Genomic DNA, 21,974 nt, shown 5'->3' on the forward strand with positions numbered 1-21,974 from the left:
GCGCAAAACGCAAGTTGATGAAGCACATGCAGCGCAGCGCGTTTGACAGAGCGCGCGTGGAGGCGGCGCGAATTACGATGTAAAAGAGCGGACCTGCGACGCTAGCACCGGGCGAGCGAGTAGGAAAACGCGCGGTGGAGATTGTGTTCGGAAGACGGATGGCTGGTTTGCGCTCCACTTTCAGCCCTCAGAGTGCATGTCCGTTCATTCCGCAAGCGAACCTTCTGACACGAACTTCTTACACCGGTGGACCGGCACAAAGCAGTTCTTTGGTAGCAGTGTCAGAACCGTTAAATTGTAACACAAAGACCCATGGCAGAAGGCCGCTGCGCGGCAGGGCGTCTGGCGGTGAGGTAGCGAGCTTGAGTTTAGGTTTGTCCTGCAGCAACGGGAGCAGACAATAGTGTGCCCTGTCAGGAGTATTGCTTGGGAGAAAGAGACATCAACCGTGGCAGCTGCTACACTCCACCGATGACTGCTTCAAACCCGCTGACAATCGAAGAGATCGGCCTCATTAAGGGGCTTACACGCCGAGGTAACCTCACCCAGCAGGCTGTGATTGCGCACTTCTCGCACCCGTCGCGCACCGTCAGTCACAACCTCGTCTCCCAGATCGCTCGCGGTGTGAGCTACAGCAGCGACATCGCCTACCCGCCAGCGTCCGAAGCCGCCTGCGATTTCTTTCTTCAGCGAGCAAAGGACGGCCTTGTCGACGAATGCCTCCTATCTCTGGTTGCAGTGGCATCCAACCGCCGAGCGGACCCCGATGTCTATTCGTTCGCCTACTTCTACCACCCGGTCGGGCAGGGCCTGTTCTGCTCTGGACGCTTCTCGCGCCCCCATCAGCAGCCCTTCCGCTGGGTCTATGACTGCGGCACTGACCTCGGCCGACGCGGCGTCAAGCGCGGCGAACATGTGCACCGCGAAATCGCGCGGCTCGCCTCCGAACAAGCCGGTGACCCGCCCCATCTCGATCTAGTGACCCTGTCGCACTTCGATGAGGATCATCTGAGCGGCATTCTCGATCTCGTCGGAACCTTCACCATTGGCACCCTGCTGCTGCCCTACCTCACCCCTTGGCACCGGCTTGAGATTGCGCTCATTGAGGGCGCGGCTGTCGGGGACGACCTGCTCGACTTCCTCGCCGAACCGACAGCCTTTCTTCTTGAGCGCGCGGAGGGCAGGATCGAGCGCATCGTCCTTGTTCCGGCGAGTGGTGACGGACCAGCGCTACCGCCGCTGCTCGGACCGGATGAATCTCCGCCTGAGGGACGCGCGCCCGAGGGTGAGCCCGAAATCGAGATCAAGGCCGAGCCCGCCAAGGGCGAACCAGACGACGCCGCGGGCGCGGATGGCGGCCTTTCCGATCCGAAAGTATCCGTCTTGGTCCGCGGTGGCACAATCACCGTCGGACGGGCTTGGGAGTTCCTTCCCTATAACGACGCCATCTTCGCCAAGAGCGCCGACGCCGCGTTCCGCGCCAAGGCGCAGCCGCTTGCTGACCAGTTGCGTCGCTCAACGCCCGCCGCAGCTCGCAAGACCGCGCTCGATACCTTGCTGGCTTTATACGATGTAACCTTCAAGAAGGGGGCCAAGGTCACTCCGTTCGAGCGTAACGTAATCACACTGTTCCTCTACTCGGGGCCAATCGGACGCGTTGCTCTGCTCGACATCGTTGACCAGATTCCTCGTCATCGCCTCAAACCGATCGCGGTTTCTCCTTATCGATATTGGGAACATAATCGCTTTGGTCAGTTCCTCACCGGGGACGGCTACCTTAAAACACCCGCGCAGTGGGCGAGCTTCGAGACTTTCTACGGAGCCCAGCGCCTCAGCAGGGGCGGCATCTTTCAAGTCATGCATCATGGCTCAGCCAAGAACTGGCATAAGGGGATCGCTGCCAAGCTCGATCCGCAGGTGAGCGTGTTCTGCTCAGATCCGGCCAGCAAGCACGGTCACCCGGACTGGGACGTACTCAAGGATTTCTCCGGTTATAATCCGAAACAGGTTGATTATTGCCACGGGTGGGCCGTTGAAGGAAATTACAGGTTCCTCTGACGTGTATTGGGCCTGAGCCCGCCATCGACCCGGTAGAGTACGTGATGTTAAATGTTCCGCCCCGCAGTCCGACATGATCGCGCATATCAGGCTAGAACCAGTTATCTGATGGTGTCAAAGTCGGCGATTTGTGACACGCGCCAAGTGGCAGCTTTCTGCCGTTCCCGAACGGGAAGCTGCCTGTCAGCATGCGACCCCAAGAGCTGCCCCGCCGAGTCACCCCCGCTCACCAAACAGCGCGGACCCCACACGGATATGCGTCGCGCCGAGCATGATCGCGGTCTCGTAGTCTGAGCTCATCCCCATGCTCAGGCCCCAAGCACCCGGCTTGGGTTCGTGGCGCTTGGCCAGTTCGCCCAGCAGCGCGAAAAAGGGCGCGGGTTCCTTGTCCGCGGGCGGAATGCACATCAGGCCGAGCAGCGGGATCTCCGCCTCGCGCGCCTGATCGATCAGCGCGGGCAGATCGGCAATCGCGCAGCCGCCCTTCTGGTCTTCCTCGCCGACATCGACCTGGATGAAGCACAGCACGCGCCTGCCCAGCTTGTCATACGCCTTGGCCAGCGCCTTGAGCAGGCTGGGCCGGTCGAGCGAGTGAATGACGTCGAACAGCGCGGCGGCATCTTCCGCCTTGTTCGATTGCAGTTGCCCGATCAGGTGTAGTTCCACATCCGGGTACTGCTCGCGCAGGGTGGGCCACTTGTCCTGCGCCTCCTGCACGCGGTTTTCGCCGAACAGGCGCTGGCCTGCTTCCAGCACCGGTTCGATCCGGTCGACCGGGTGGGTCTTGCTGACCGCGATCAGGTTCACCTCTTCCCGCTCGCGCTTGGCGATTGTGCAGGCGCGGGCGATCCGCTCTTCGACTTGTGTAAGGGCTGCTGCGCTATCCATCGCGGGCCGCTATAGCGGCTGGGCGATGCCGATCCAGCCCCGACCCGAAGAACTGCCACGTCTGTGGCTGATGTCCGATGCCCGCAACGACGCCGTGCTGGAGGATGCCTTGGCGCGCCTGCCGGAAGGTTCTGCGCTCGTCTTCCGGCACTATCATCTGGGCAGCGTGGCGCGGCGGGAGCGGTTCGAAATGCTGCGCAGCATTTGCCGCAGCAAAGGCCTGCGCCTGATCCTGTCGGATAGCGCATCAGAGGCGCGTGCGTGGGGTGCGGACGGTGTCTACGGCCCGCCCGGCAGGCTCGGCGATGCTGCGGATATGCTGCGCATCACCACCGCGCATGATGGCGTCGAGCTTGCCGCTGCCGGGGCCGCAGATGCGCACGCGGTGATGATCTCCCCCGTGTTCGCTACGCGCAGCCATCCCGGTGCACCCGCATTGGGTCCGGAGGGCTTCCACGATCTCGCGCGGCGCACTTCACTGCCCGTTATCGCGCTGGGCGGGATGACGGCGGAGCGCGCCCGCGACCTTGGCGTTGCGCGCTGGGCGGCGATCGACGGGCTTTCCTGAGGCTCTCCGCAGCCCAAAAGCCTTGACCCGGCACCAGCCGAGGATTCATGATGCGTTCCCGTATTCCCCCCGCCCTTCCCTCGGGAGACTTCGCAATGGCCAGCAAGGCACTCGTTACGACCGAACAGGTCGACTGGCGCGACGCGCTGCGCCACTCGGTCAAGCGCGCGCTGCAGATGACCGGCGCGGTGATCCTGCTGGGCGCGATGCTGTTCCTCGCGCTGTCGCTGATCAGCTACACCCAGACCGACCCCAGCCCCTCCACCGCCGCTGCGCCCGATGGGCCGATCGGCAACTGGATGGGCACCGCCGGAGCATGGGCGGCGGAGCGCGCGCTGTTCCTGTTTGGCTGGATCAGCGTGCTCGCCCTGCCGCTGCTCTATATCGGCGCGCGCGGGCTGTGGCGTGCGGCGAACGACGACGAGACGGTGGAGCGGCACACGCGCTGGTGGCGCCCGGCGGCCGCACTCCTGCTGGCGATGACGCTGCTGTCGACCGTGGCCGCACTGACCTTCGCCAATGCAGCGATGGCGCTGCCTGCGGGTGCCGGCGGACTGACCGGGCTGCTCGGCGCGACTCTGACCGAGGGGATCGCAACGCGGCTGGTCGGCCCTGCGGCGGGCTGGCTGATCCTGGCCGTCGCGCTGGTGTTGCTGGCGGTCGGGACGACGCTGGTCGCGCGGGTCTTCGCGATCGACTGGCGCGGGCTGCTGACCCTGCCCAGCCTGCCGCGCCGGATGCAGCGCGAACGGGCCGAGCCCGCCCCTGCCAGACCCAAGCCGGACCGGCGCACGGCGAAGCGCGCTCCGGTCGAGGAACCCGCGATGGAGGAGCCTGCTGCCGAGCCTGCCGCAGCCCGCCGCGCGCCCAGGATCGTCGACCCCAAGGTCGCCCCGCGCAAGGCCGATGGCCACGCGATCACGCGGCAGAAGGACATGTTCGCCGCGTTCGACCTGCCCAGCCTCGAGCTGCTGTCCGACCGTGGGGAGGCCAACGTGGTCCCGCTCGACCGGCAGGCGCTGGAGCGCAATGCGCGGCTGCTCGAATCGGTGCTCGACGATTTCAACGTGAAGGGCGAAGTCACCGCCGTGCGCACCGGCCCAGTGGTCACCATGTACGAACTGGAGCCGGCGCCCGGCACCAAGGCCGCGCGCGTGATCGGCCTGTCGGAAGACATCGCCCGCAACATGAGCGCGATTTCGGCGCGCGTCAGTACGATCCCGGGCAAGACCGTGATGGGCATCGAACTGCCCAATGCCGAACGCCAGATGGTCGGCTTCAAGGAACTGGCCGCCTGCGCCGACTTCGTCGATGCGCCGGGCGACCTGCCGATCATCCTGGGCAAGGACATCGCGGGCGAACCCGTGATCGCAGACCTTGCCGCGATGCCCCACCTGCTGGTCGCGGGGACCACCGGCAGCGGTAAATCGGTCGGCCTCAACACGATCATCCTCTCGCTGCTCTACCGCTTCACGCCCGCCGAGTGCCGCCTGATCATGGTCGACCCCAAGGTCCTGGAGCTGAAGAGCTACGAGGATATTCCCCACCTCCTCTCCCCCGTCGTGACCGAGCCGGAGAAGACCATCCGCGCCTTGAAGTGGACCATCGAGGAGATGGAGCAGCGCTATCGCAAGATGAGCGAGGTCGGCGCGCGCAACCTCACGGGCTTCAACGAACGCGTGCGCTCCGCAAAGGCCAAGGGCGAACCGCTGGGACGGCGCATCCAGACCGGCTACGATCCCGAAACCGGCGAGGAGATCGTCGAGGAGAAGGAGCTCGATTACGAGGAGCTGCCGCTGATCGTGGTGATCGTCGACGAGCTCGCGGACCTGATGGCGGTGGTGGGCAAGGACATCGAGATCCTGATCCGCCGCCTGACGCAGAAGAGCCGCGCGGCGGGCATCCACCTGATCATGGCGACGCAGCGCCCTTCGGTGGACGTCATCACCGGCGTCATCAAGGCCAACCTGCCCACCCGGATCAGCTTCAAGGTCACCAGCCGGATCGACAGCCGCACGATCCTGGGCGAACAGGGCGCCGAAACGCTGCTCGGCAAGGGCGACATGCTGTTCAAACCCAATATCGGCAACCTCACCCGCGTCCACGGCCCGTTCGTGAGCGACGAGGAAGTGGAGGCCGTGGCCGAGCACTGGCGCCAGCAAGGCTCGCCCGCCTATGTCGACGCGGTCACCGAAGAGCCGATGGATGGCGGCGGCGGCTTCGCCTTCGAGGACGAACTGACCGCGAGCGACAATCCCGAAGAGCGCAAGTACCGGCAGGCGTGCCAGGTCGTGTTCGAGAACCAGAAGGCGAGCGGCAGCTGGCTCCAGCGCCAGATGGGCGTGGGCTACAACACCGCCGCCAAGTGGATCGAGCGGATGGAGAGCGAAGGCCTGGTCGGCCCCGCCAACCACGTCGGCCGCCGCGACGTCTACCGCGACAAGGATGGCAACCCGCTCTGACGCCTGCGATTGCGCCCGTAGGGTTCCTGACACACCTGACACACTGTCCTGGGGGAGAAAAACCCCGCCCCTGGTGAGGCGCGATTCCGGCAGGGGATCGACGATATGAAAGAGCGCTGAGGAGGATAGCTCGAGCGGCGCGTGTAGGACAGGGGGTGCTTTGAGCTCGTAGCAAACTCACGGAAAGCCTCCCATCTAAAACCTCGAAATTGACACCTCAGATTAAACCCGCATGCTGCCGGAAATTTACTTATCATTATCGATCCGTCTGACTTCTACATGCGGCACATCTGAAGACACCATCGAGACCGCGCTGAGGTGCTGCCCTTGTGCTTACCGGCTTCGTTCGCGGAGCATCTGATCGATTCTTCCGACCAGTTCGGACGGAACGGACACAACGCGTTCCGACCACTTGGGTAGGGCTCCGCGCACCAGAGAGCCAAAACGACGGTCGGCCCTCCATAGATCAACGTGCGGAAGGTAAAGTGTGTGCACGAGATCTCCCCCGAAACTGTGCTCTATTTTCGGTGCGCCTTCTCCTCCAACCATAATCTGTCGGGTATACGCAGCTAAGAGAGTTCCGACGACCTGCCCCGCCGGTATCGCAGATGCAGCTTCAGGATCGGACGCCACGTCCTCAAGCTGATCCGCGCTTAGTCCGAATTCAGATAGGGACGAGGAGGCTAACGTGACTGTAGCGCGAGCCAATCTCGGCCCCGAATCCAATAAGAGCCCCTCAAGCGCAGACTTTGCCTCCGGGAGATCAATAAAAGGTAGCATGAGCTCTCTCATTTGCTCGAAAATTTCTTGAAATCGCATCCCAAAAATGCGCATCCAGTCCGGAAGAGCGCACTCAGACTCTACGTGTTCGAAATAGATTTGCACAAACTTGGTCGGCTCAGCGATCGCTCCGAACAGCTGCTGACTAGCCTCTTCCGCCGTCGCCCGACCTGAAAGATAAGCCACAATAGAGCGGCGGAAGACGCTTTCGGGCAGACCGTAGGTGGCCGCCATCTCCGGTGCAGCCTCTCGCGCCACCTTCGCAGGATTCATCTTTCGCGCCATACTGGCAACACCCCGCCGCGCTTTGCGCGAGGTCAAGCCCATCGCGAGCACCTCTTGCGGAACTCTGGCCCTGATTCGCTCCCCAAAGCCGACTAACTGGTCTGATAGGTCAGGAAACCAGTAGCGCTCGGCGGAGAGAATTCCGATCTCATCGGCGCGGGCGGAGGGATCGCGACCACGCGTGTATGCAGCAAGCTCAGCAGCGACCAGCCGAGAGGGGTAAGCAAGAGCCCACCCGCCGCAAAGCCGTTCGACCGCCTCTGCTTTACGCAGCGTGGTTTCGCGAAAATCCGGGTGATATTGTAGAAGTTCTGCGAGCAGTGGCATGGAGGTAGCAAAGACCACTCCTTCCGCGTTCCTCCGCTCCTCCAAGGCTCGGAAAAGGCCCTCTGATGTCTGATCGCCTTTTCCCCTAAGGACATCTCCGAACCGGGAGAAGTCTTGGCTATCAAGGTACACCACCAATGGCCGCATCATTTATCGAAACTATCTTGCAGAGCCTAAGTCGGCAATCACCCAATGGGCCACCGAACGATTGTCAAGAATAACTGCCCACGGTCACACCAATGCGCCCCGCGCAACCCGCATGAACGTCAACGCAATTGCGCTTTGCCCGCCGAACCTCCACGGTCGGCCACAAAAGCGCGTGCCGCATGGCAGGGCGATGGTCGCGCATACGCCTGGAGGCGAGAGATGAAATTCGAAGTCAACGAACATGCCGCATGGGTGTTCAAGGCCGGCTGGAAGGGGCTGTGCCCGCGGTGCGGCAAGGGCAAGATGTTCAAGTCGTGGCTCAAGGTCAGCGACAAGTGCGATGTGTGTGGGCTGGATTACCGCTTCGCCTCCCCCGATGATGGCCCTGCCTTCTTCTCGCTGTGCTTCGTCGCCTTTCCGCTGGTCTTCCTGATGGTCTGGGTGCAGGTTGCGCTGGAACCCCCGATCTGGCTGCTGCTGATCATCGCGGTGCCGCTGATAAGCCTCGGCTGCTTGCTGCCGCTGCGCCCGATCAAGGGCTGGCTGGTCGCCTCGCAGTATGTGAACCGTTCGGTCGAGGCAGGCACCGAGAAGCTGTGGGCGGAAATGCACGCGCGCGAGGACGAGCAGAAGCGCGGTGAGCGCCGCGACTGAGCGGCACGCGCCCCGCCCGCGCCCTCAGCCGCCGAACCAGCGCCTGAGGCCGGCCGATCGCAGGCCGATCGCCGCGCCGGCAATCACCAGCAGCGCCGCGACACCCGTCGCGATGGCGACCGGCTCCGAGCGCTGTCCGCCCGCGGCGTAGATCGCCGAAAGCGCCCACAGGAACACCACCGCGTAGAACGGATTGCCCCGCCCCCTGACGAGCGCGAGACAGGCGATGATCCCGCCGGTCAGCACCACCAGCGCCGAAATCAGCGGCGCGGCCTCTCCGCCATCGACGCCGTAGAACAGCAGCGTGGCGGCAATGTTGACGATGGTCGCGGCGGTCAGCCACGCGGCCAGCGCGCTCAATGGCAGGACCGCGAGCCAGCGCTCTCCGGTCGAGAACTTCGGCTCCCACCGGGCGAACACGCGGTAGATCGCGATGAGGCATGACAGGGTGAGGATGATGATCACTGCGGAGAACACCGCCAGCCCGAAGAACTGCGTGTAAAGCGCCCACAGCGCATTGCCGAGGAAGGCACCCGCTGCAGGCAGGCGGATCTGCGCCAGAAGCCTGTTCGTCCGCTGCCCGGGCAGGGCCTGGTAGATCGCGAAGGCGATCGTACCGGCAAACAGCGGCCCCCAGATAGAGAAGGCCCAGCCCGCGGGCGTGATCAGCGTGCGCACCGCATTCGACTGCGAGCCGATCGGGTCGCCGATCCCTAGCGCGGGCAGAGAGGTCGTGACGATCTGGAGCAGGGCCGCGACGATCACGGCCCCGACCAGTGCGGGATTGGCGGTTATCCGGGTGTCGCTGGGTTTCATGATGGGAAAACCGCGGCGTACCGATTTCGTTTCTGCATATGCGCGTGCGAAAGCCCCTGCAGGCTCAGCCCTGTGTGTCATCCACCGCCAGCGGGTCGATCAGCTGCGCCATCGCGCCCCGCGCCACGCCCAGCGCCCGTTCGCTGTGCCACGCATCGGCCAGAAGCCGCTGCGTGTAGCGCGCGCCCAGGAAATAGAGCGCGGCGATCCCCTGCAACGCCACGAAGGCGGAGGCGGCGAGCGCAGCCCGGCGCTCGGCCGGATTTCGGCGGCCTCGGTCCATACCCGCGAGGCGGAACTGTTCTACTGGATCACGATCACCTTCTCGCAGACGCTGGGGACGGCGCTGGGCGACTGGGTCGCGGACGGGCGGCTGGGCTATCTGGGCGCAGCGGGCATCTTCGGCGGCGCGCTCGCGCTGGTGGCACTGGCGCACTACACCATGCGCATCTCCAAGCCGCTGCTGTTCTGGTCGGCCTTCATCCTGACCCGCCCGCTGGGCGCTGTGGTCGGCGATTTCCTCGACAAGCCGGTGGCGCATGGCGGGCTCGAACTGAGCAGGCTGGCGGCATCGGCCGTGCTCGCCGCAGCAATCGTGCTGCTGGTGACGCTGCTGCCGCAGCGGCCCGAAACGGTAACGCAGCAGGAGCGGCTGGAGAGCTGACCCGTCGCGGCGAGGCACACGAAAAGGCCGCCACGCTCGAGAAGAGCGGGCGGCCTTTTTATTAGCAGTGGGTGGCGGCGGGCCCTACTCGGCCGCTTCGCCCTGCGTGCCGTTGGCGGTCTGCGCCTCGGCCCGCTCCGCCTCGAGCACGCTGTCGCTCTCGAGATCGGCGGCGGTCAGCTTGGGGTGCTGTTTGATGCGGCTGGCCATTTCTTCCATCGTGCCGGCAGGCAGCGCGACGAGGCCGATCTTGGCCAGCGGCCCGTCACGGTTCCACATATCCATCCACTGGTCGAGATAGGCCTGCAGCCCGGGAATCGCCTGCAAGTGGGCCAGCTTGACGTAGATGTAGAGCGGGCGCGCGCCCGGATACTTGAAGCTGGCGATGTTGTCGTAGGTCGGCTCGACCCCGTTCATCGGCAGGCCCTGCACCTTGCCCTCGTTCTCTTCGAGGTAGGAATAGCCGAAGATGCCGACGGCGTTCTTGTTGCCCTGGATCTTCTGGACGATCAGATTGTCCTGCTCGCCCTGGTCGACATATTTGCCGTCGGAGCGGACTTCGGTGCAGGTCCGCTCGAACGCGTCCTTGTCGCTGTCCTTCAGGGCTTCCATCGCCGGGTCGGTTTCGCAACCCGCGGTCAGGACCAGTTCCTTCAGCGCGTCGCGCGTGCCGCTGGTCGAGGGCGGGCCGTAGACCAGGATCGGGGTGGCGGGCAGCGAGGGGTCGACATCGGCCCAGGTCTCGTTGGTCTGTTCCTTGCCGTAAGGATTGGCGGCGAGCGCCTTGTACACGATTTCCGGCGTCAGGTTCATCATGATCCCGCCCTGCGCGCTGGCAAAGGCGATCCCGTCCAGCCCGACCTGGATTTCGGTAATATCGTTCACGCCGTTCGACTGGCAGGTTTCGAACTCGCTCACCTTCATCCGGCGCGAGGCATTGGCCATATCGGGCGTATCCGCGCCCACGCCCTTGCAGAACAGCGCGATGCCGCCGCCGCTACCGGTCGATTCGATCAGCGGCGAACGCATGCCGGGATTGGAGCGCGAGAAGCTCTCCGACACCAGCTTGGCGAAGGGATAGACGGTGGACGAGCCGACCGCGCGGATCGATTCGCGGGTGCCGCCGCTGCTGTCGCACCCGGTCAGCATCAGGCCGGCAGCCGCCGCCATCGCCAGAACATGCGTGATTTTCATTGGGAAACGCCTTTCTCTCAAATTGGTAAGGCCTGCAAAGCCGGGACGGCTAGAGTGCAAGTGTGACACTCATATGACCGGACCGGTGGTGATCGCTCCTGCTCGCGCCGTCGCACTCGTGCCCGCTTTGCCTTGCCGTGGACCGCGCGCCAACCTAACGAGCGCGACGTAACGGAAAAAAGGCTTTTCTCACCCATGCGCATCGGATGCCCGAAGGAAATCAAGAACCACGAATACCGGGTCGGGCTGACCCCCGAAAGCGCCGGCGAGCTGGCGCGCCACGGCCACGAGGTTTGGATCGAAAGCGGTGCCGGCCTCGGCATCGACGCGACCGACGCGGAGTACACGGCCGCCGGTGCGCGGATCGTCGACGGGCCCGACCCGATCTTCGCCGAGTGCGAGATGGTGGTGAAGGTGAAGGAACCCCAGGCGGTCGAGCGCAAGAAGCTGCGCGAAGGCCAGATCCTCTACACCTACCTGCACCTTGCGCCCGACCGCGAGCAGACGGTCGATCTGGTCGATTCGGGCGTCACCGCGATCGCCTACGAAACGGTCACCGGGCCCAACCGCTCGCTCCCGCTCTTGAAGCCGATGAGCCAGGTGGCAGGGCGCATGAGCGTGCAGGCGGGCGCGACCGCGCTGGAGAAGGCGCATGGCGGACGCGGCGTGCTGCTGGGCGGCGTGCCGGGCGTGATGCCGGGCAAGGTCGTGGTGATCGGCGGCGGCGTGGTCGGCTTCAACGCGGCGCAGATGGCCGCGGGCGTCGGCGCGGACGTGACCATCCTCGACCGCGATCCCGAAGTGCTGGAGCGGGTCGGCACCCATTTCGAAACCCGCGCCAAGACGCGCTTCTCCAACGCCGCCAACCTGCACGCGGCAGTGTGCGAGGCGGACCTGGTGATCGGCGCGGTGCTGATCCCCGGCGCGGCGGCACCCAAGCTCGTCACGCGCGAGATGCTGCGCGACATGCAGAAGGGCGCGGTGCTGGTCGATGTCGCGATCGACCAGGGCGGCTGCTTCGAAACCAGCCAGGCGACCACCCACGACAACCCGACCTATGTGGTCGACGGCATCGTCCACTACTGCGTCGCCAACATGCCCGGCGCGGTCGCACGCACCAGCACCTATGCGCTCAACAACGTGACCCTGCCCCACGCGCTGCAGATTGCGGATAACGGCTGGAAGGCCGCGATGCGCGCCAATCCGCACCTCGCCGAAGGGCTCAACGTGTGGGACGGCAAGGTCACCTACAAGGCGGTGGCCGAAGACCTGGGATACGAATATGTTCCGGTCGAAAAGGCACTTGCCTGATACGACAATGACCTGAGCGGGAGAGAGACGATGGGCATCCAGCAACCGGTGAATTCGGGCTTCGGCCGGACGAGTGAACCGCAGGAGGTGCTGGACGGCATCGATCTCTCCGGCAAGGTCGCGATCGTTACCGGCGGCTATTCGGGCATCGGGGTGGAAACCGTGCGCGGGCTCGCCGGTGCGGGCGCGACAGTGATCGTGCCCGCGCGCGACCATGCCAAGGCGGTGGGCAACCTCTCCGATGTGGTGGGCGACGTCACGATCATGGCGATGGACCTCGCCGACCTCGCCACGGTGCGCGCCTTCGCTGCCGAGTTCATGGCACAGCACGACCGGCTCGATCTGCTGATCAACAATGCCGGGATCATGGCGTGCCCGCTGACCCGATTGGATCAGGGTGGGGGCCCGGGCTGGGAACAGCAGTTCGGCGTCAATCACCTCGGCCACTTCGCGCTGGCACAGGCGCTGATGCCGCTGCTCGTCAAGACCGCCGACCAGCCGGACAGCGACGTGCGCGTGGTCGCGCTGTCCTCCACCGGCCACAAGCTCTCGGATATCCGCTGGGACGATCCGCACTGGGAATCGGGCGAATACGACAAGTGGAAGGCCTACGGACAGGCCAAGACCGCCGACGCGCTGTTTGCCGTGGGCATGAACACGCGGCTGGCCGAGCATGGCGGACGCGCGTTCTCGGTCCACCCCGGCGGGATCATGACCCCGCTGCAACGCCACCTCGATACCGAGGAAATGACCGCACTGGGCTGGATGAACGAGGATGGCGAGCTGTCCGAACAAGCCGCCAAGATGTTCAAGAGCGTGACGCAGGGTGCCTCGACCACTCTGTGGGCCGCGACCTCGCCGGCGCTGAAGGACCGCGGCGGCGAGTATTGCGAGGACTGCGACATCGCACAGCTGGCCGATCCGGAGAACCGCAGCCGCTACAACAAAGTGCAGCCCTACGCGGTCGACGAGGACAACGCGCAGCGCCTGTGGGCGATGAGCGAGGAGATGGTCGCGGCGGTGTGATTGGTCGAGAAAAGCTCAAGGCGGACGGAGCGACATCTATCCCCTCGGACGAGATCAAAAATATGAAGGGCTATTTCGGCGGCGGCGTTCGCTAAATGCGATAAGTCACACAATAGCGTACGCAACGCTTTGTGAGGGCGCCCCCTCTGACAACTCCCCCATACCGCGACACCGTGACACCGCGATACCCTGACACCGTGATACCGCGATACCATTATAATCCATAATTAGCTTATTTAACAATGCCTTGAGGCAAACTTTGCGCGTATACGCGCAAACTGGCGAAGCGGGCTGGTAGATATGCGCGGACTCAATTCTTGGAAAAGTCAGAAAAATGTCGTGTTGAAGTCAAAACTACTGAAAGTCCGCATTGGACTTTTGATTCGCTTGCTGCGATATTGCAATCATCGTGAACGTCGAGAGGGTTAGCCAGGGTCCAAACCTGTGCCGGACCTCCTAAAGCCAGCATTCTTCACGGTGGTGATGGCGAGACTGCGTAGCGAAGGGTCCGGCGTCAAACCCGGACCCGTTTTAATTCTGGGGATCGAGATGGCCAACCGACGCGCAAGTGCAGTTTTAAAGCGTCAGCTTAAAACACGCGCTCGGCTGTGGCCCGATGTTCGCAGCGAGGAATTATGGAGCCTCGATAATGAGGGTTGGGCCCCGCTGCCCCGACTAATGCCTTTAATGATGAGCATTATGGATGATTTGGCGGGAAAGGGGACACCCGTCAGTCGAGTATATCTTGAGTTATGGTCACGGCTTCGCGAAGAAGCGTTCCTCTCACTTGGCAATGCTCAAGAAATGGCGTTTCATGCTGGGTTTGAGGGGCAAAGGGCGCTCCGGACATGGCGTGATCGCGTCGCAAGGTTAGCCGAGCTTGGCTTTATCGAGTTGAAAGACGGCCCTTTTGGTGAACAGTCCTATGCACTGTTTCCTAACCCTTACCATGTGGTGAAACGGCATTTTTTGAAGGGCAATGTGCAGGAACGCAAATGGCAGGCGCTCCTTGTGCGGGCAGAAGAGATTCCGGCATTAGACATCGATGATATTGATGATCAGGGAAACCTCATCCTTGAAGAGGAGGATGATCCCAAAGAGAGCGAGAAACCTGAGAAGAGGATCATCCGGCGGACTGTAAAGCGCCCGGCTAAGTGAAATCGCGAAACGGCGCCGCAATCTCCGCCGTGATCCGCGCCGGGCGCATGGTCTCGCGGTCGAGCATCGCCCAGCGGGTCACCGCCGCGACCAGCACCTTGCCCGCGTCGTCAACGAACTGCACCTCGCGCCCGAACTGCGCGCCTTTTGGTTCGCCATGCACGCGGGTTCTGCCATGCGCCGTCTCGCCCGCCTTGATGTTGCCGCGATAGTCGATCTCGTGCCGGGTCACGACCCAGATGTAACGCTCGCGGTGCTCCTCGGGTGCGACCGCGTGCCAGTGCGACACCGCGATGTCCTGAATCCAGCGGACCCACTCGGCATTGTTCACATGGCCGAGCTCGTCGATATGCTCGGGGCTTGCGGTGTAGTCGCGCTCGAAGGCCCAGCTATTTTCGGAAGTCTCGTCGCTCACGCCATCCTCCTCACGCCGCCTCCAGCTGGGCGTCCGGGTCGACGTGGATGCTGCGCAGGTCCGCCTCCGCCTGCGCGGTGGTGGTGAAGACGAAGCTTTCCATTCCCACCGCCTTCGCGCCCGCCACGTTCTTGGGCAGGTCGTCGAAGAACACGCATTCCTCCGGCACCAGATCGTAGGTTTCGGTCAGCCAGGTATACATGCGCGGATCGGGTTTGAGCGTGGAGTGATCGGCGGAGACGCACGCACCGTCGAACAAAGGCCAGAAGTCGTAGCGCCCGCGGAGGTAGGCGACGATTTCGTGCACATTGTCGGTGATCGCATAGATGCCATATCCGCTCGCCTTGAGGCGGCGCATCAGTTTGGGCGTCTCCTCGATCAGCACGAGGCTTTCGAACAGCGCGGAAACCAGCCGGTCGCAGGTCTTGCGATCGAAGCCGTGGCGCTCGCCGAACATGCGCTGGGTTTCGGTGAGGCTCATAGCGCCGCGGTTGAGCGCGCGGAAGATGTCGCCGCCGAACAGGTCCTGGCTGGTGATCCCGGCGGGCAGATCGTGGCCGAAGGCTAGCTCCACGATCGTCTGCGGCTCCCACCGGACGATCACGTTGCCGACATCGAAGACGATGTTGCGGATGGGGGTGGCGCGCTCGGTCATGCGGTCTCGCTATGGCTGGAGGGTTCTGGTCTCAGCCGGTCCCATAGAAGCGCAAGCCGCGCCGATCCACCGCTCAGTCGGCTACCGCGGCGCATCCGGGGGCTGCGCGGTCCACGCGGGCGAGCATCGCGCACAGATCGCCCTGCGGATCGTCGGTGCCCTGATAGACGAAGGCCTTCAGCTGCGCCGCCAGCTCCGCATCGCCACTCTCCGCGACCAGCTGGCCGAGCCAGTCGTCGACCGAGACGACACCGTCGCCGCCCGCATCCTCGCGGTTGGCCGCGACCAGTGCGGCGACGAAATCGAAGAAGTCGCGCCCGCCGTTTGTCTGCGCGGCGCCTTCGGCGATCATGCCGAGCACCGTTCCGCAGGCGTAATTGGCGTCGTAGTCGCGCCGCGCGCTCGCTTCCGCCAGCGGCTTGTCGACCGACATCGCGAGGCAGGTCTGCCAGCTGTTCGCCAGTTCGGTGCCAGCGTTATATTCGGGATCGATCTGCTCGATCAGCCGGAAGGCGAGCAGGTTGGCTCCGCCCTCCATGATCCACGCATCGGCATCGGTTTCGTATTCGACTGTCTGGCCGAGCCAGAAATGCGCGCCTTCGTGGGCGATGAACCAGCGCATTCCCTGCAGGGCCTGCGTGCTCTCATTTACCAGCCCCTCGCCCTCCAGTCGCACGGTCAGCAGGCCCGGAAGCACACTGCCGCCCTGGCTGTACAGCTCCGGCGTGGGCCCAGCCCAGCTGGACAGCACCATCGGCTTGCCGTTACCGGCCTGATCGCCCAGCCGGTCGGCATAGATGGCGAAGGTCTGCGGAAGGAAATCGAGCATCTCGCGGCGCAGCCACGCGGGCGTCTGCGGGTCGATGATTGCGGTCAGGTGATCGGTGCTGATCGGCTGCGGATCGCCGAAGACCACGTAGGTGGAATCGTCGCGCGTGCTCGCGCTGTCGTAGGGCAGGCCCTTGTAAAGCAGCGGGCCGTCCGCATCGCGGAAGATCATCTCCACGACCGGGCCGTCTTCGGCCATCTCCCGCGTATCGCGCAGCCAGGGCATGACCGCGAAGTGGCCCGTAAACAGCGCGAGCGTGCCGTCGGTGAACTGCAGCGCGGGGTCGTAATCGGCCATCAGATCGTCGGCGAAGGGCACGAAGCGGACGGTCACTTCGTGCGGCAGCGCCCCGCCATCATCGGCCAGCAGCACATCGGTCTCGTCGATCCGCTGGAGCGAGACGCCGTCCGTCTCCACCGTCCAGCTCAATTCGCGCCAGCCGGTGTCCTGTCTTCGCGCCCGGTTGGAGCGGGGGAAGGCCCAGCCCTGCGCATCGGCGGGGAAGTGAAACGTCGCACTCCAGCCGTCCGCATCGTGCAGCACCTCGACTCGCACGGGCGTTTCGTCCGGCGCATCCTGCGCGGTGGCGATGGCCGGGACGAGGAGCGCGAGAAGCGCGACGACCATCACCACCAGGCGCTTCACGTCAGTCCACCACGTCCAGCTGGGTCAGGATGAAGGCGAATTCCTCCGCCGTCTCGTAGAGCGAGGCGAAGCGGCCGGACTTGCCGCCGTGTCCTGCGCCCATGTTAGTCTTGAGCAGCAGCGCGTTGTCGTCGGTCTTGGTCGCGCGCAGCTTGGCGACCCACTTGGCGGGCTCCCAGTAGGTGACGCGCGGATCGTTGAGGCCGGCGGTGACCATGAGCGGCGGGTAATCCTGCGCCACCACCTGATCGTAGGGGCTGTAGCTGAGCATGTAGGCAAAGGCCTGCTTGCTCAGAATCGGGTTGCCCCATTCGGGCCATTCGCCAGGCGTCAGCGGCAGATCCTTGTCGAGCATGGTGTTGAGCACGTCGACGAAGGGCACATCGGCGACCACCGCGCCCCACAGGTCGGGATCGGTGTTGACCACCACGCCCATCAGCTCGCCCCCGGCGCTGCCGCCGCTGGCGCTGATCTTGCCCTTTTCGGTGTAGCCCGCGTCGATCAGGCCCTTGGCCACGTCGACGAAGTCTTCGAACGTGTTGGTCCGCTCGTTCAGCTTGCCCTGCAGGTACCAGCGGCGGCCCAGATCGTCGCCGCCGCGAATATGCGCGATGGCGTAGGCCATGCCGCGATCGACCAGGCTGAGGCGGCTGGTCGAGAAGCCCGGGGGGACCGCATAACCATAGGCGCCATAGGCATAGAGGTGCAGCGGTCCGCCCATCGGACGGTCCTTGCGCATCACCACGCTGACCGGAACCTGCGTGCCGTCGCGCGCGGTGATCGTCAGCCGCTCGGTCTTGTAGAGCGTTGCGTCGTAGCCGCTCGGGATTTCCTGCTGCTTGAGCAGTTCGAGCGCGCCCGTCTTCACATCGTAGTCGTAGACCGAGCCGGGTGTGACCATGCTCTGGTACGACAGGCGCAGCTTCTGCATGTCGTATTCGGGGTTGTTGGAGAGGCCCGCGACGAAGCTCGCCTCAGGGAAGCGAATCGGGGTCATGTCGTCCGCATCGTCGTAGGCGCGCAGCTGCACCTGATCGAGCCCGGCGAGCCGCCCCTCGGTGACGTAGAAGTCCTTGAACAGCTCGAAATCGGTCAGGTAGAAATCGTCCGAGCCTTCGATCAGCGTGGTCCACTCGCCCGGAGCCGCGAGCGTCGCGGTCGCAAGGCGGAAGTTGATGTGATCATCGTTGGTGTGGACGAACAGCGTGCCGTCGCGCACGTCGACGTCGTACTCCACGCCCTTCTCGCGCGGCTTGACCAGAATCTGCTCCCCGGTCGGATTGTCGGCGCTGACCAGCCGGATTTCGCTCGTCTCGTTATCGCCGGTGGCGATCACGAGCCAGTCTTCCTGCGCGGTCAGCCCCGTGCCGACACCGAAGCTTTCATCGGCTTCCTTGTAGAGCGTCACGTCGCTCGCAACCGGCGTGCCGATCACATGGAGCTTGGCCTCCAGCGTGCGCCATTCTTCGGTCGACGGGCCGTAGACGAGCGCGCTGTCGTTCGCGACCCAGGTGAGGCCGCCGCGCAGGTTGGTCAGTTCGTCGGGCAGCAGTTCGCCCGTCTCGAGATCCTTAATCCGCGCGGTGTACCGCTCCGACCCGTTATCGTCCGACGAGTAGGCGAGGAAGCGTCCGTCCTTGCTGATCGAGAAGGCACCAAGGCGGAAATAGTCCTTGCCCTCTGCCAGCTGGTTCTCGTCCAGCAGCAGCTGCGGCTCGCCGCCCGCGACCGGCTTGCGGTAGTGCAGGCGGTATTCCTTGCCCTCTTCGAATTCGGACCAGTAGAGCCAGTCGCCATCCTTCTGCGGGACCGTGGAATCGTCTTCCTTGATGCGGCCCTTCATCTCTTCGAACAGCGTGTCGACCAGCGCCTGATGCGGCGCCATCTGCGCTTCGAACCAGGCGTTCTCCGCCTTGACGTAGGCAAGCACGTCCTCGTCATCGACGGTCGGGTAGGACGGGTCCTTCAGCCAGTGGTAGGGATCGGAGAGCGTGATCCCGTGGTGCGTATAGGTATGCTCGCGCCGCTCCGCCACGGGGGGAGAAGTAGGCGCCTGTTCGCTCGAATTATCGCTCACGCTGGTATCGGCTCCGTTGGATTGCGCCACTGCGCCGACCGGCAGGGAGAGCGCGGTCAAGGCGATTGCGGCGGTAAAAAGCTTGCTCATTGGTGTCGGTCCCCCTGTGCGCGATGGCTCACGGCTTTGAAAGCCTTGCGTTGCTGGGGTATGACCCCAGATCGGGGGCAGAGCCAGACACAAGAACCACAGGATCGACAAAATGCTGATGCAGACCCACGAAGCCCGCCTTTCCGCCCTGCGCGAGGAACTCAAGCGGCGGGGTCTGGACGGGTTTGTCGTCCCCATCGCCGATGCGCACATGAGCGAATATGTCGGCGAGGATGCGCAGCGGCTGCGCTGGCTGACCGGTTTCGGCGGCTCGGCAGGCAGCGCGGCGGTGCTCCAGAACAAGGCGGCGATCTTCGTCGACGGGCGCTACACCGTGCAGGTGCGCGACCAGGTGGAAGAACGCCTGTTCGAATATCGCGGCGTGCCCAAGGACAATCCGGCGAACTGGCTCGCCGAGAATGCCGGTGAAGGCGCGCAGATCGGCTACGACGCATGGCTCGCGACGCCGGGCTGGGTCCGCTCCACTAAGGCTGCGCTGGAAAAGGTCGGCGCGAAGCTGGTCCCGGTCGATGGCAACCCGATCGACGCCGTGTGGCAGGACCAGCCCGCGCAGAGCGATGCCGAGGCGCGCGTCCATACCGACACGCATGCCGGCCGCAATGCGCAGGAAAAGCGGCAGGCTATCGCCGACTGGCTGGGCGAGGAAAAGCTCGACGGCGTGGTGCTGAGCGCGCTCGATTCGGTCGGCTGGGCGTTCAACATCCGCGGCGGCGACATCGCGCATACGCCGGTGACCATGGCCTTCGCGCTCGTCCAGCAGGACGGCACGGCGCAGCTCTTCATCGAAGAGAACAAGGTCGGGCCCGAGCTCAAGCAGCACCTCGGCAATGCGGTGACCATCCGTCCGCGCAGCGAGTTCGAAAGCGCGCTGGGTTCGTTCGAAGGCAAGCGCATCGCGCTCGATCCCGAATATGGCGTCGCCGCGATTGCCCAGGCGCTCGAGGCGGGCGGCGCGAAGGTGATCGAGACGCGCGATCCCACGATCCTGCCGCGCGCGATCAAGAACGAGGCGGAGGTCGACGGCCACCGCGATGCGCAGGCGCGCGACGGTGCCGCGGTCTCCCGCTTCCTCGCGTGGATCGAGGCGGAGGCGCCCTCGGGCAAAATCGACGAGCTGACCGCAGCGGCCAAGCTGCTCGAATTCCGCTCGGTCGACGGCGGGCTGAAAGATACTTCGTTCGACACGATCTCGGCCGCAGCGGGCCACGCCGCGCTGCCGCACTACAAGGTGGACGAAGACAGCAACATCGCGATCCCGCCGGGCAGCATCTTCCTGTGCGATTCGGGCGGCCAGTATATTGGCGACGAGCGCGCGGGCACGACCGACATCACCCGCACCGTGTGGGTCGGCAGCGCCGACGGCAAGGCCGAGCCGAGCGCGGAAATGAAGGACCGCTTCACACGCGTGCTCAAGGGCCACATTTCCATCGCACGCGCGGTCTTCCCCGAAGGCACCACCGGCGGCCAGCTCGATACGCTGGCGCGCATGCACCTGTGGGAAGCGGGCTGCGACTATGCGCACGGCACCGGTCACGGCGTCGGCAGCGCACTGGGCGTGCACGAGGGCCCGCAGCGGATCGCCAAGACCACCGGATCGCAGGGCGGCACGATGGAACCGCTCGCCGCGGGCATGATCTGCTCGAACGAGCCGGGCTACTACAAGGCGGGCGAATACGGCATCCGGATCGAGAACCTGGTCCTGATCGAGGAGCGCACGATCGAGAATGCGGACGAGGGCACGTGGTTCGGGTTCGAGAACCTGACCTGGGTGCCGATCGACCGCACGCTCATCGACGTCGACCTGCTGACGCCCGAGGAACGCGACTGGGTCGACCACTACCACGCCTGCTGCCGCGAAATTCTCAAGCAGCGCGTCGCCGAGACCGGCGACGAGCGGGCGGCGGACTGGCTGGAGCGGCACACCCAGCCGCTCTGAATGCCGCTTGCGGGTCGGTCAGTGTTCTCGTAATGTTCCTTTCGCGACATTCGCGATTCGGGAGACAGTTCGATGATCGGTTACGTAACGCTGGGCACCAATGACCTACAGGGCAACGCGCCCTTCTACGATGCCATCGCCAAGGAGATGGGCGTGGGGCGGATGATGGACTTCGACATGTACATCGCTTGGGGTGAGCCCGGCGGTGCGGCAGGTGTCGCGCTGACCAAGCCATTCGACGGGAACGAGGCGACCGTCGGCAACGGCACGATGGTCGCCTTCGAGGCGAAGGATAAGCAACAGGTCCACCGCCTGCACGAGATCGCGCTGGCCAATGGCGGCACCGACGAGGGCGCGCCCGGCCCGCGCGGCGAGGCGGACGAGAACGGGCTGGTGTTCTACGCGTCCTACTTCCGCGACCGCGACGGCAACAAGCTCAATGCCTTCTGCATGGCCCCTGCGGATGGCTAAGGTGCGAAAGCTCTCCGAAAACCCGGTCCACCTCGGCCTGGGGGCGACTGCGCAGGCGCAGCCGCCCTTCACCGGGATGGACTGGTATGCGGATTATGCGCAGCGCACCGCCGCCGATGGCGTGGAGGGCCGGCTGGTCTCGCTGCATTCCTTCGCCGAGAGCTGGGACAGCTGGGAAATGCACCCGCGCGGGCACGAAGTGGTGGTCTGCACCGCGGGCACGATCGTGCTGACGCAGGAATTTCCCGACGGGCGGATCGAACAGGTCACACTGACGGCAGGGGAATACGCAATCAACGACCCGGGCGTGTGGCACACCGCCGATGTCGAGGCAGAGGCGACCGCACTGTTCATCACCGCTGGCGAAGGCACGCGACACCGCCCGCGCTGAGCAGCCCTGCGAGAGCCGCGCCCCTGCCCCGCTCCATTGCACCTGGGTGAACGGGGCACCGATCCTGCGACAATTCGTTACAAAGCGGCCGGTTCGTGGCAAACCG

General features: G+C 64.5%; 19 protein-coding genes. 11 read left to right on the forward strand and 8 right to left on the reverse strand.

Going from position 1 to position 21,974, the window contains the following annotated elements; all coding sequences use genetic code 11:
• Nucleotides 1-471: 471 nt before the first annotated feature.
• A complete protein-coding gene (locus K7H93_RS05265; RefSeq protein WP_230782783.1) occupies nucleotides 472-2,058 on the forward strand; it encodes a ComEC/Rec2 family competence protein in 1,587 nt (528 codons plus the stop codon).
• Nucleotides 2,059-2,274: 216 nt separating this feature from the next.
• Here K7H93_RS05265 and K7H93_RS05270 read toward each other — a convergent pair whose 3' ends face one another.
• Complete coding sequence (locus tag K7H93_RS05270; RefSeq protein WP_230782784.1) at nucleotides 2,275-2,946, reverse strand: YggS family pyridoxal phosphate-dependent enzyme; 672 nt, start codon at nucleotides 2,944-2,946, stop codon at nucleotides 2,275-2,277.
• 25 nt (nucleotides 2,947-2,971) lie between these two features.
• Here K7H93_RS05270 and K7H93_RS05275 point away from each other — a divergent pair, with 25 nt between their 5' ends.
• Both K7H93_RS05275 and K7H93_RS05280 read left to right on the forward strand, forming a co-directional pair.
• A complete protein-coding gene (locus tag K7H93_RS05275; protein ID WP_230782785.1) occupies nucleotides 2,972-3,514 on the forward strand; it encodes a thiamine phosphate synthase in 543 nt (180 codons plus the stop codon).
• Between the two features lie 95 nt (nucleotides 3,515-3,609).
• Nucleotides 3,610-5,976, forward strand: a complete 2,367-nt coding sequence (locus K7H93_RS05280) for an FtsK/SpoIIIE family DNA translocase (protein ID WP_230782786.1) — start codon at nucleotides 3,610-3,612, stop codon at nucleotides 5,974-5,976.
• Between the two features lie 333 nt (nucleotides 5,977-6,309).
• Here the strand turns inward: K7H93_RS05280 and K7H93_RS05285 are convergent, their stop codons facing one another.
• Nucleotides 6,310-7,368 (reverse strand): hypothetical protein, encoded by a 1,059-nt coding sequence (locus K7H93_RS05285; RefSeq protein ID WP_230782787.1) that lies wholly within the window; start codon nucleotides 7,366-7,368, stop codon nucleotides 6,310-6,312.
• Between the two features lie 366 nt (nucleotides 7,369-7,734).
• Between K7H93_RS05285 and K7H93_RS05290 the strand changes: the two genes are divergently transcribed.
• Nucleotides 7,735-8,169: a DUF983 domain-containing protein gene (locus tag K7H93_RS05290; protein WP_230782788.1), complete on the forward strand. Its 435-nt coding sequence runs from the start codon at nucleotides 7,735-7,737 to the stop codon at nucleotides 8,167-8,169.
• A gap of 24 nt (nucleotides 8,170-8,193) precedes the next feature.
• Here the strand turns inward: K7H93_RS05290 and K7H93_RS05295 are convergent, their stop codons facing one another.
• Nucleotides 8,194-8,985: a hypothetical protein gene (locus K7H93_RS05295; RefSeq protein WP_230782789.1), complete on the reverse strand. Its 792-nt coding sequence runs from the start codon at nucleotides 8,983-8,985 to the stop codon at nucleotides 8,194-8,196.
• Here K7H93_RS05295 and K7H93_RS05300 point away from each other — a divergent pair.
• The gene (locus tag K7H93_RS05300; RefSeq protein ID WP_230782790.1) at nucleotides 8,984-9,649 is read left to right on the forward strand and encodes a COG4705 family protein; all 666 of its coding nucleotides are present in this window, start codon (nucleotides 8,984-8,986) and stop codon (nucleotides 9,647-9,649) included. The two genes, K7H93_RS05295 and K7H93_RS05300, sit on opposite strands and share 2 nt — an antisense overlap.
• Before the next feature lie 84 nt (nucleotides 9,650-9,733).
• Here the strand turns inward: K7H93_RS05300 and K7H93_RS05305 are convergent, their stop codons facing one another.
• Nucleotides 9,734-10,843 (reverse strand): substrate-binding domain-containing protein, encoded by a 1,110-nt coding sequence (locus K7H93_RS05305; RefSeq protein WP_054523480.1) that lies wholly within the window; start codon nucleotides 10,841-10,843, stop codon nucleotides 9,734-9,736.
• A gap of 195 nt (nucleotides 10,844-11,038) precedes the next feature.
• On the opposite strand from K7H93_RS05305, the gene ald reads away from it, so the two are divergent.
• The 3 genes from ald (at nucleotide 11,039) to K7H93_RS05320 (ending at nucleotide 14,338) form a co-directional block, all read left to right on the forward strand.
• Nucleotides 11,039-12,154, forward strand: coding sequence for an alanine dehydrogenase (ald, locus tag K7H93_RS05310; RefSeq protein ID WP_230782791.1), 1,116 nt, complete (start codon nucleotides 11,039-11,041; stop codon nucleotides 12,152-12,154).
• Between the two features lie 30 nt (nucleotides 12,155-12,184).
• Entirely contained in the window at nucleotides 12,185-13,180 is a 996-nt protein-coding gene (locus K7H93_RS05315) for an oxidoreductase (RefSeq protein WP_230782792.1), read from the forward strand.
• Between the two features lie 687 nt (nucleotides 13,181-13,867).
• Nucleotides 13,868-14,338: a hypothetical protein gene (locus K7H93_RS05320; RefSeq protein ID WP_230782793.1), complete on the forward strand. Its 471-nt coding sequence runs from the start codon at nucleotides 13,868-13,870 to the stop codon at nucleotides 14,336-14,338.
• Here the strand turns inward: K7H93_RS05320 and K7H93_RS05325 are convergent.
• The 4 genes from K7H93_RS05325 to K7H93_RS05340 all read right to left on the reverse strand — a co-directional run bounded on the left by K7H93_RS05325 (nucleotide 14,331) and on the right by K7H93_RS05340 (nucleotide 19,049).
• On the reverse strand, nucleotides 14,331-14,753 hold the full coding sequence (locus K7H93_RS05325) for an acyl-CoA thioesterase (protein WP_230782794.1): 423 nt from the start codon (nucleotides 14,751-14,753) through the stop codon (nucleotides 14,331-14,333). The genes K7H93_RS05320 and K7H93_RS05325 overlap by 8 nt on opposite strands.
• Nucleotides 14,754-14,763: 10 nt before the next feature.
• On the reverse strand, nucleotides 14,764-15,408 hold the full coding sequence (locus K7H93_RS05330; RefSeq protein WP_230782795.1) for an HAD family hydrolase: 645 nt from the start codon (nucleotides 15,406-15,408) through the stop codon (nucleotides 14,764-14,766).
• 73 nt (nucleotides 15,409-15,481) lie between these two features.
• Nucleotides 15,482-16,882, reverse strand: a complete 1,401-nt coding sequence (locus tag K7H93_RS05335; RefSeq protein ID WP_230782796.1) for a M1 family aminopeptidase — start codon at nucleotides 16,880-16,882, stop codon at nucleotides 15,482-15,484.
• A gap of 1 nt (nucleotide 16,883) precedes the next feature.
• On the reverse strand, nucleotides 16,884-19,049 hold the full coding sequence (locus K7H93_RS05340) for a S9 family peptidase (protein ID WP_230782797.1): 2,166 nt from the start codon (nucleotides 19,047-19,049) through the stop codon (nucleotides 16,884-16,886).
• A gap of 112 nt (nucleotides 19,050-19,161) precedes the next feature.
• Between K7H93_RS05340 and K7H93_RS05345 the strand changes: the two genes are divergently transcribed.
• The 3 genes from K7H93_RS05345 (at nucleotide 19,162) to K7H93_RS05355 (ending at nucleotide 21,868) form a co-directional block, all read left to right on the forward strand.
• Nucleotides 19,162-21,006, forward strand: a complete 1,845-nt coding sequence (locus K7H93_RS05345; RefSeq protein ID WP_230782798.1) for an aminopeptidase P family protein — start codon at nucleotides 19,162-19,164, stop codon at nucleotides 21,004-21,006.
• A gap of 72 nt (nucleotides 21,007-21,078) precedes the next feature.
• Complete coding sequence (locus K7H93_RS05350) at nucleotides 21,079-21,477, forward strand: VOC family protein (RefSeq protein ID WP_010233720.1); 399 nt, start codon at nucleotides 21,079-21,081, stop codon at nucleotides 21,475-21,477.
• Nucleotides 21,470-21,868, forward strand: coding sequence for a cupin (locus K7H93_RS05355; RefSeq protein WP_230782799.1), 399 nt, complete (start codon nucleotides 21,470-21,472; stop codon nucleotides 21,866-21,868). Before K7H93_RS05350 ends, K7H93_RS05355 begins: the two co-directional genes overlap by 8 nt.
• Nucleotides 21,869-21,974: the final 106 nt, after the last annotated feature.

Source organism: Citromicrobium bathyomarinum (assembly GCF_021021475.1).
Classification (GTDB): Bacteria; Pseudomonadota; Alphaproteobacteria; order Sphingomonadales; family Sphingomonadaceae; genus Alteriqipengyuania; species Alteriqipengyuania bathyomarina.

Coding starts and splice junctions, on each gene's coding strand:
- K7H93_RS05285 (WP_230782787.1), bottom strand. CDS start 7,368: ATGCCACTGCTCGCAGAACTTCTACAATATCACCCGGATTTTCGCGAA.
- K7H93_RS05280 (WP_230782786.1), top strand. CDS start 3,610: ATGGCCAGCAAGGCACTCGTTACGACCGAACAGGTCGACTGGCGCGAC.
- K7H93_RS05270 (WP_230782784.1), bottom strand. CDS start 2,946: ATGGATAGCGCAGCAGCCCTTACACAAGTCGAAGAGCGGATCGCCCGC.
- ald (WP_230782791.1), top strand. CDS start 11,039: ATGCGCATCGGATGCCCGAAGGAAATCAAGAACCACGAATACCGGGTC.
- K7H93_RS05265 (WP_230782783.1), top strand. CDS start 472: ATGACTGCTTCAAACCCGCTGACAATCGAAGAGATCGGCCTCATTAAG.
- K7H93_RS05320 (WP_230782793.1), top strand. CDS start 13,868: ATGATGAGCATTATGGATGATTTGGCGGGAAAGGGGACACCCGTCAGT.
- K7H93_RS05290 (WP_230782788.1), top strand. CDS start 7,735: ATGAAATTCGAAGTCAACGAACATGCCGCATGGGTGTTCAAGGCCGGC.
- K7H93_RS05350 (WP_010233720.1), top strand. CDS start 21,079: ATGATCGGTTACGTAACGCTGGGCACCAATGACCTACAGGGCAACGCG.
- K7H93_RS05315 (WP_230782792.1), top strand. CDS start 12,185: ATGGGCATCCAGCAACCGGTGAATTCGGGCTTCGGCCGGACGAGTGAA.
- K7H93_RS05300 (WP_230782790.1), top strand. CDS start 8,984: ATGATGGGAAAACCGCGGCGTACCGATTTCGTTTCTGCATATGCGCGT.
- K7H93_RS05340 (WP_230782797.1), bottom strand. CDS start 19,049: ATGAGCAAGCTTTTTACCGCCGCAATCGCCTTGACCGCGCTCTCCCTG.
- K7H93_RS05295 (WP_230782789.1), bottom strand. CDS start 8,985: ATGAAACCCAGCGACACCCGGATAACCGCCAATCCCGCACTGGTCGGG.
- K7H93_RS05305 (WP_054523480.1), bottom strand. CDS start 10,843: ATGAAAATCACGCATGTTCTGGCGATGGCGGCGGCTGCCGGCCTGATG.
- K7H93_RS05330 (WP_230782795.1), bottom strand. CDS start 15,408: ATGACCGAGCGCGCCACCCCCATCCGCAACATCGTCTTCGATGTCGGC.
- K7H93_RS05275 (WP_230782785.1), top strand. CDS start 2,972: ATGCCGATCCAGCCCCGACCCGAAGAACTGCCACGTCTGTGGCTGATG.
- K7H93_RS05345 (WP_230782798.1), top strand. CDS start 19,162: ATGCTGATGCAGACCCACGAAGCCCGCCTTTCCGCCCTGCGCGAGGAA.
- K7H93_RS05355 (WP_230782799.1), top strand. CDS start 21,470: ATGGCTAAGGTGCGAAAGCTCTCCGAAAACCCGGTCCACCTCGGCCTG.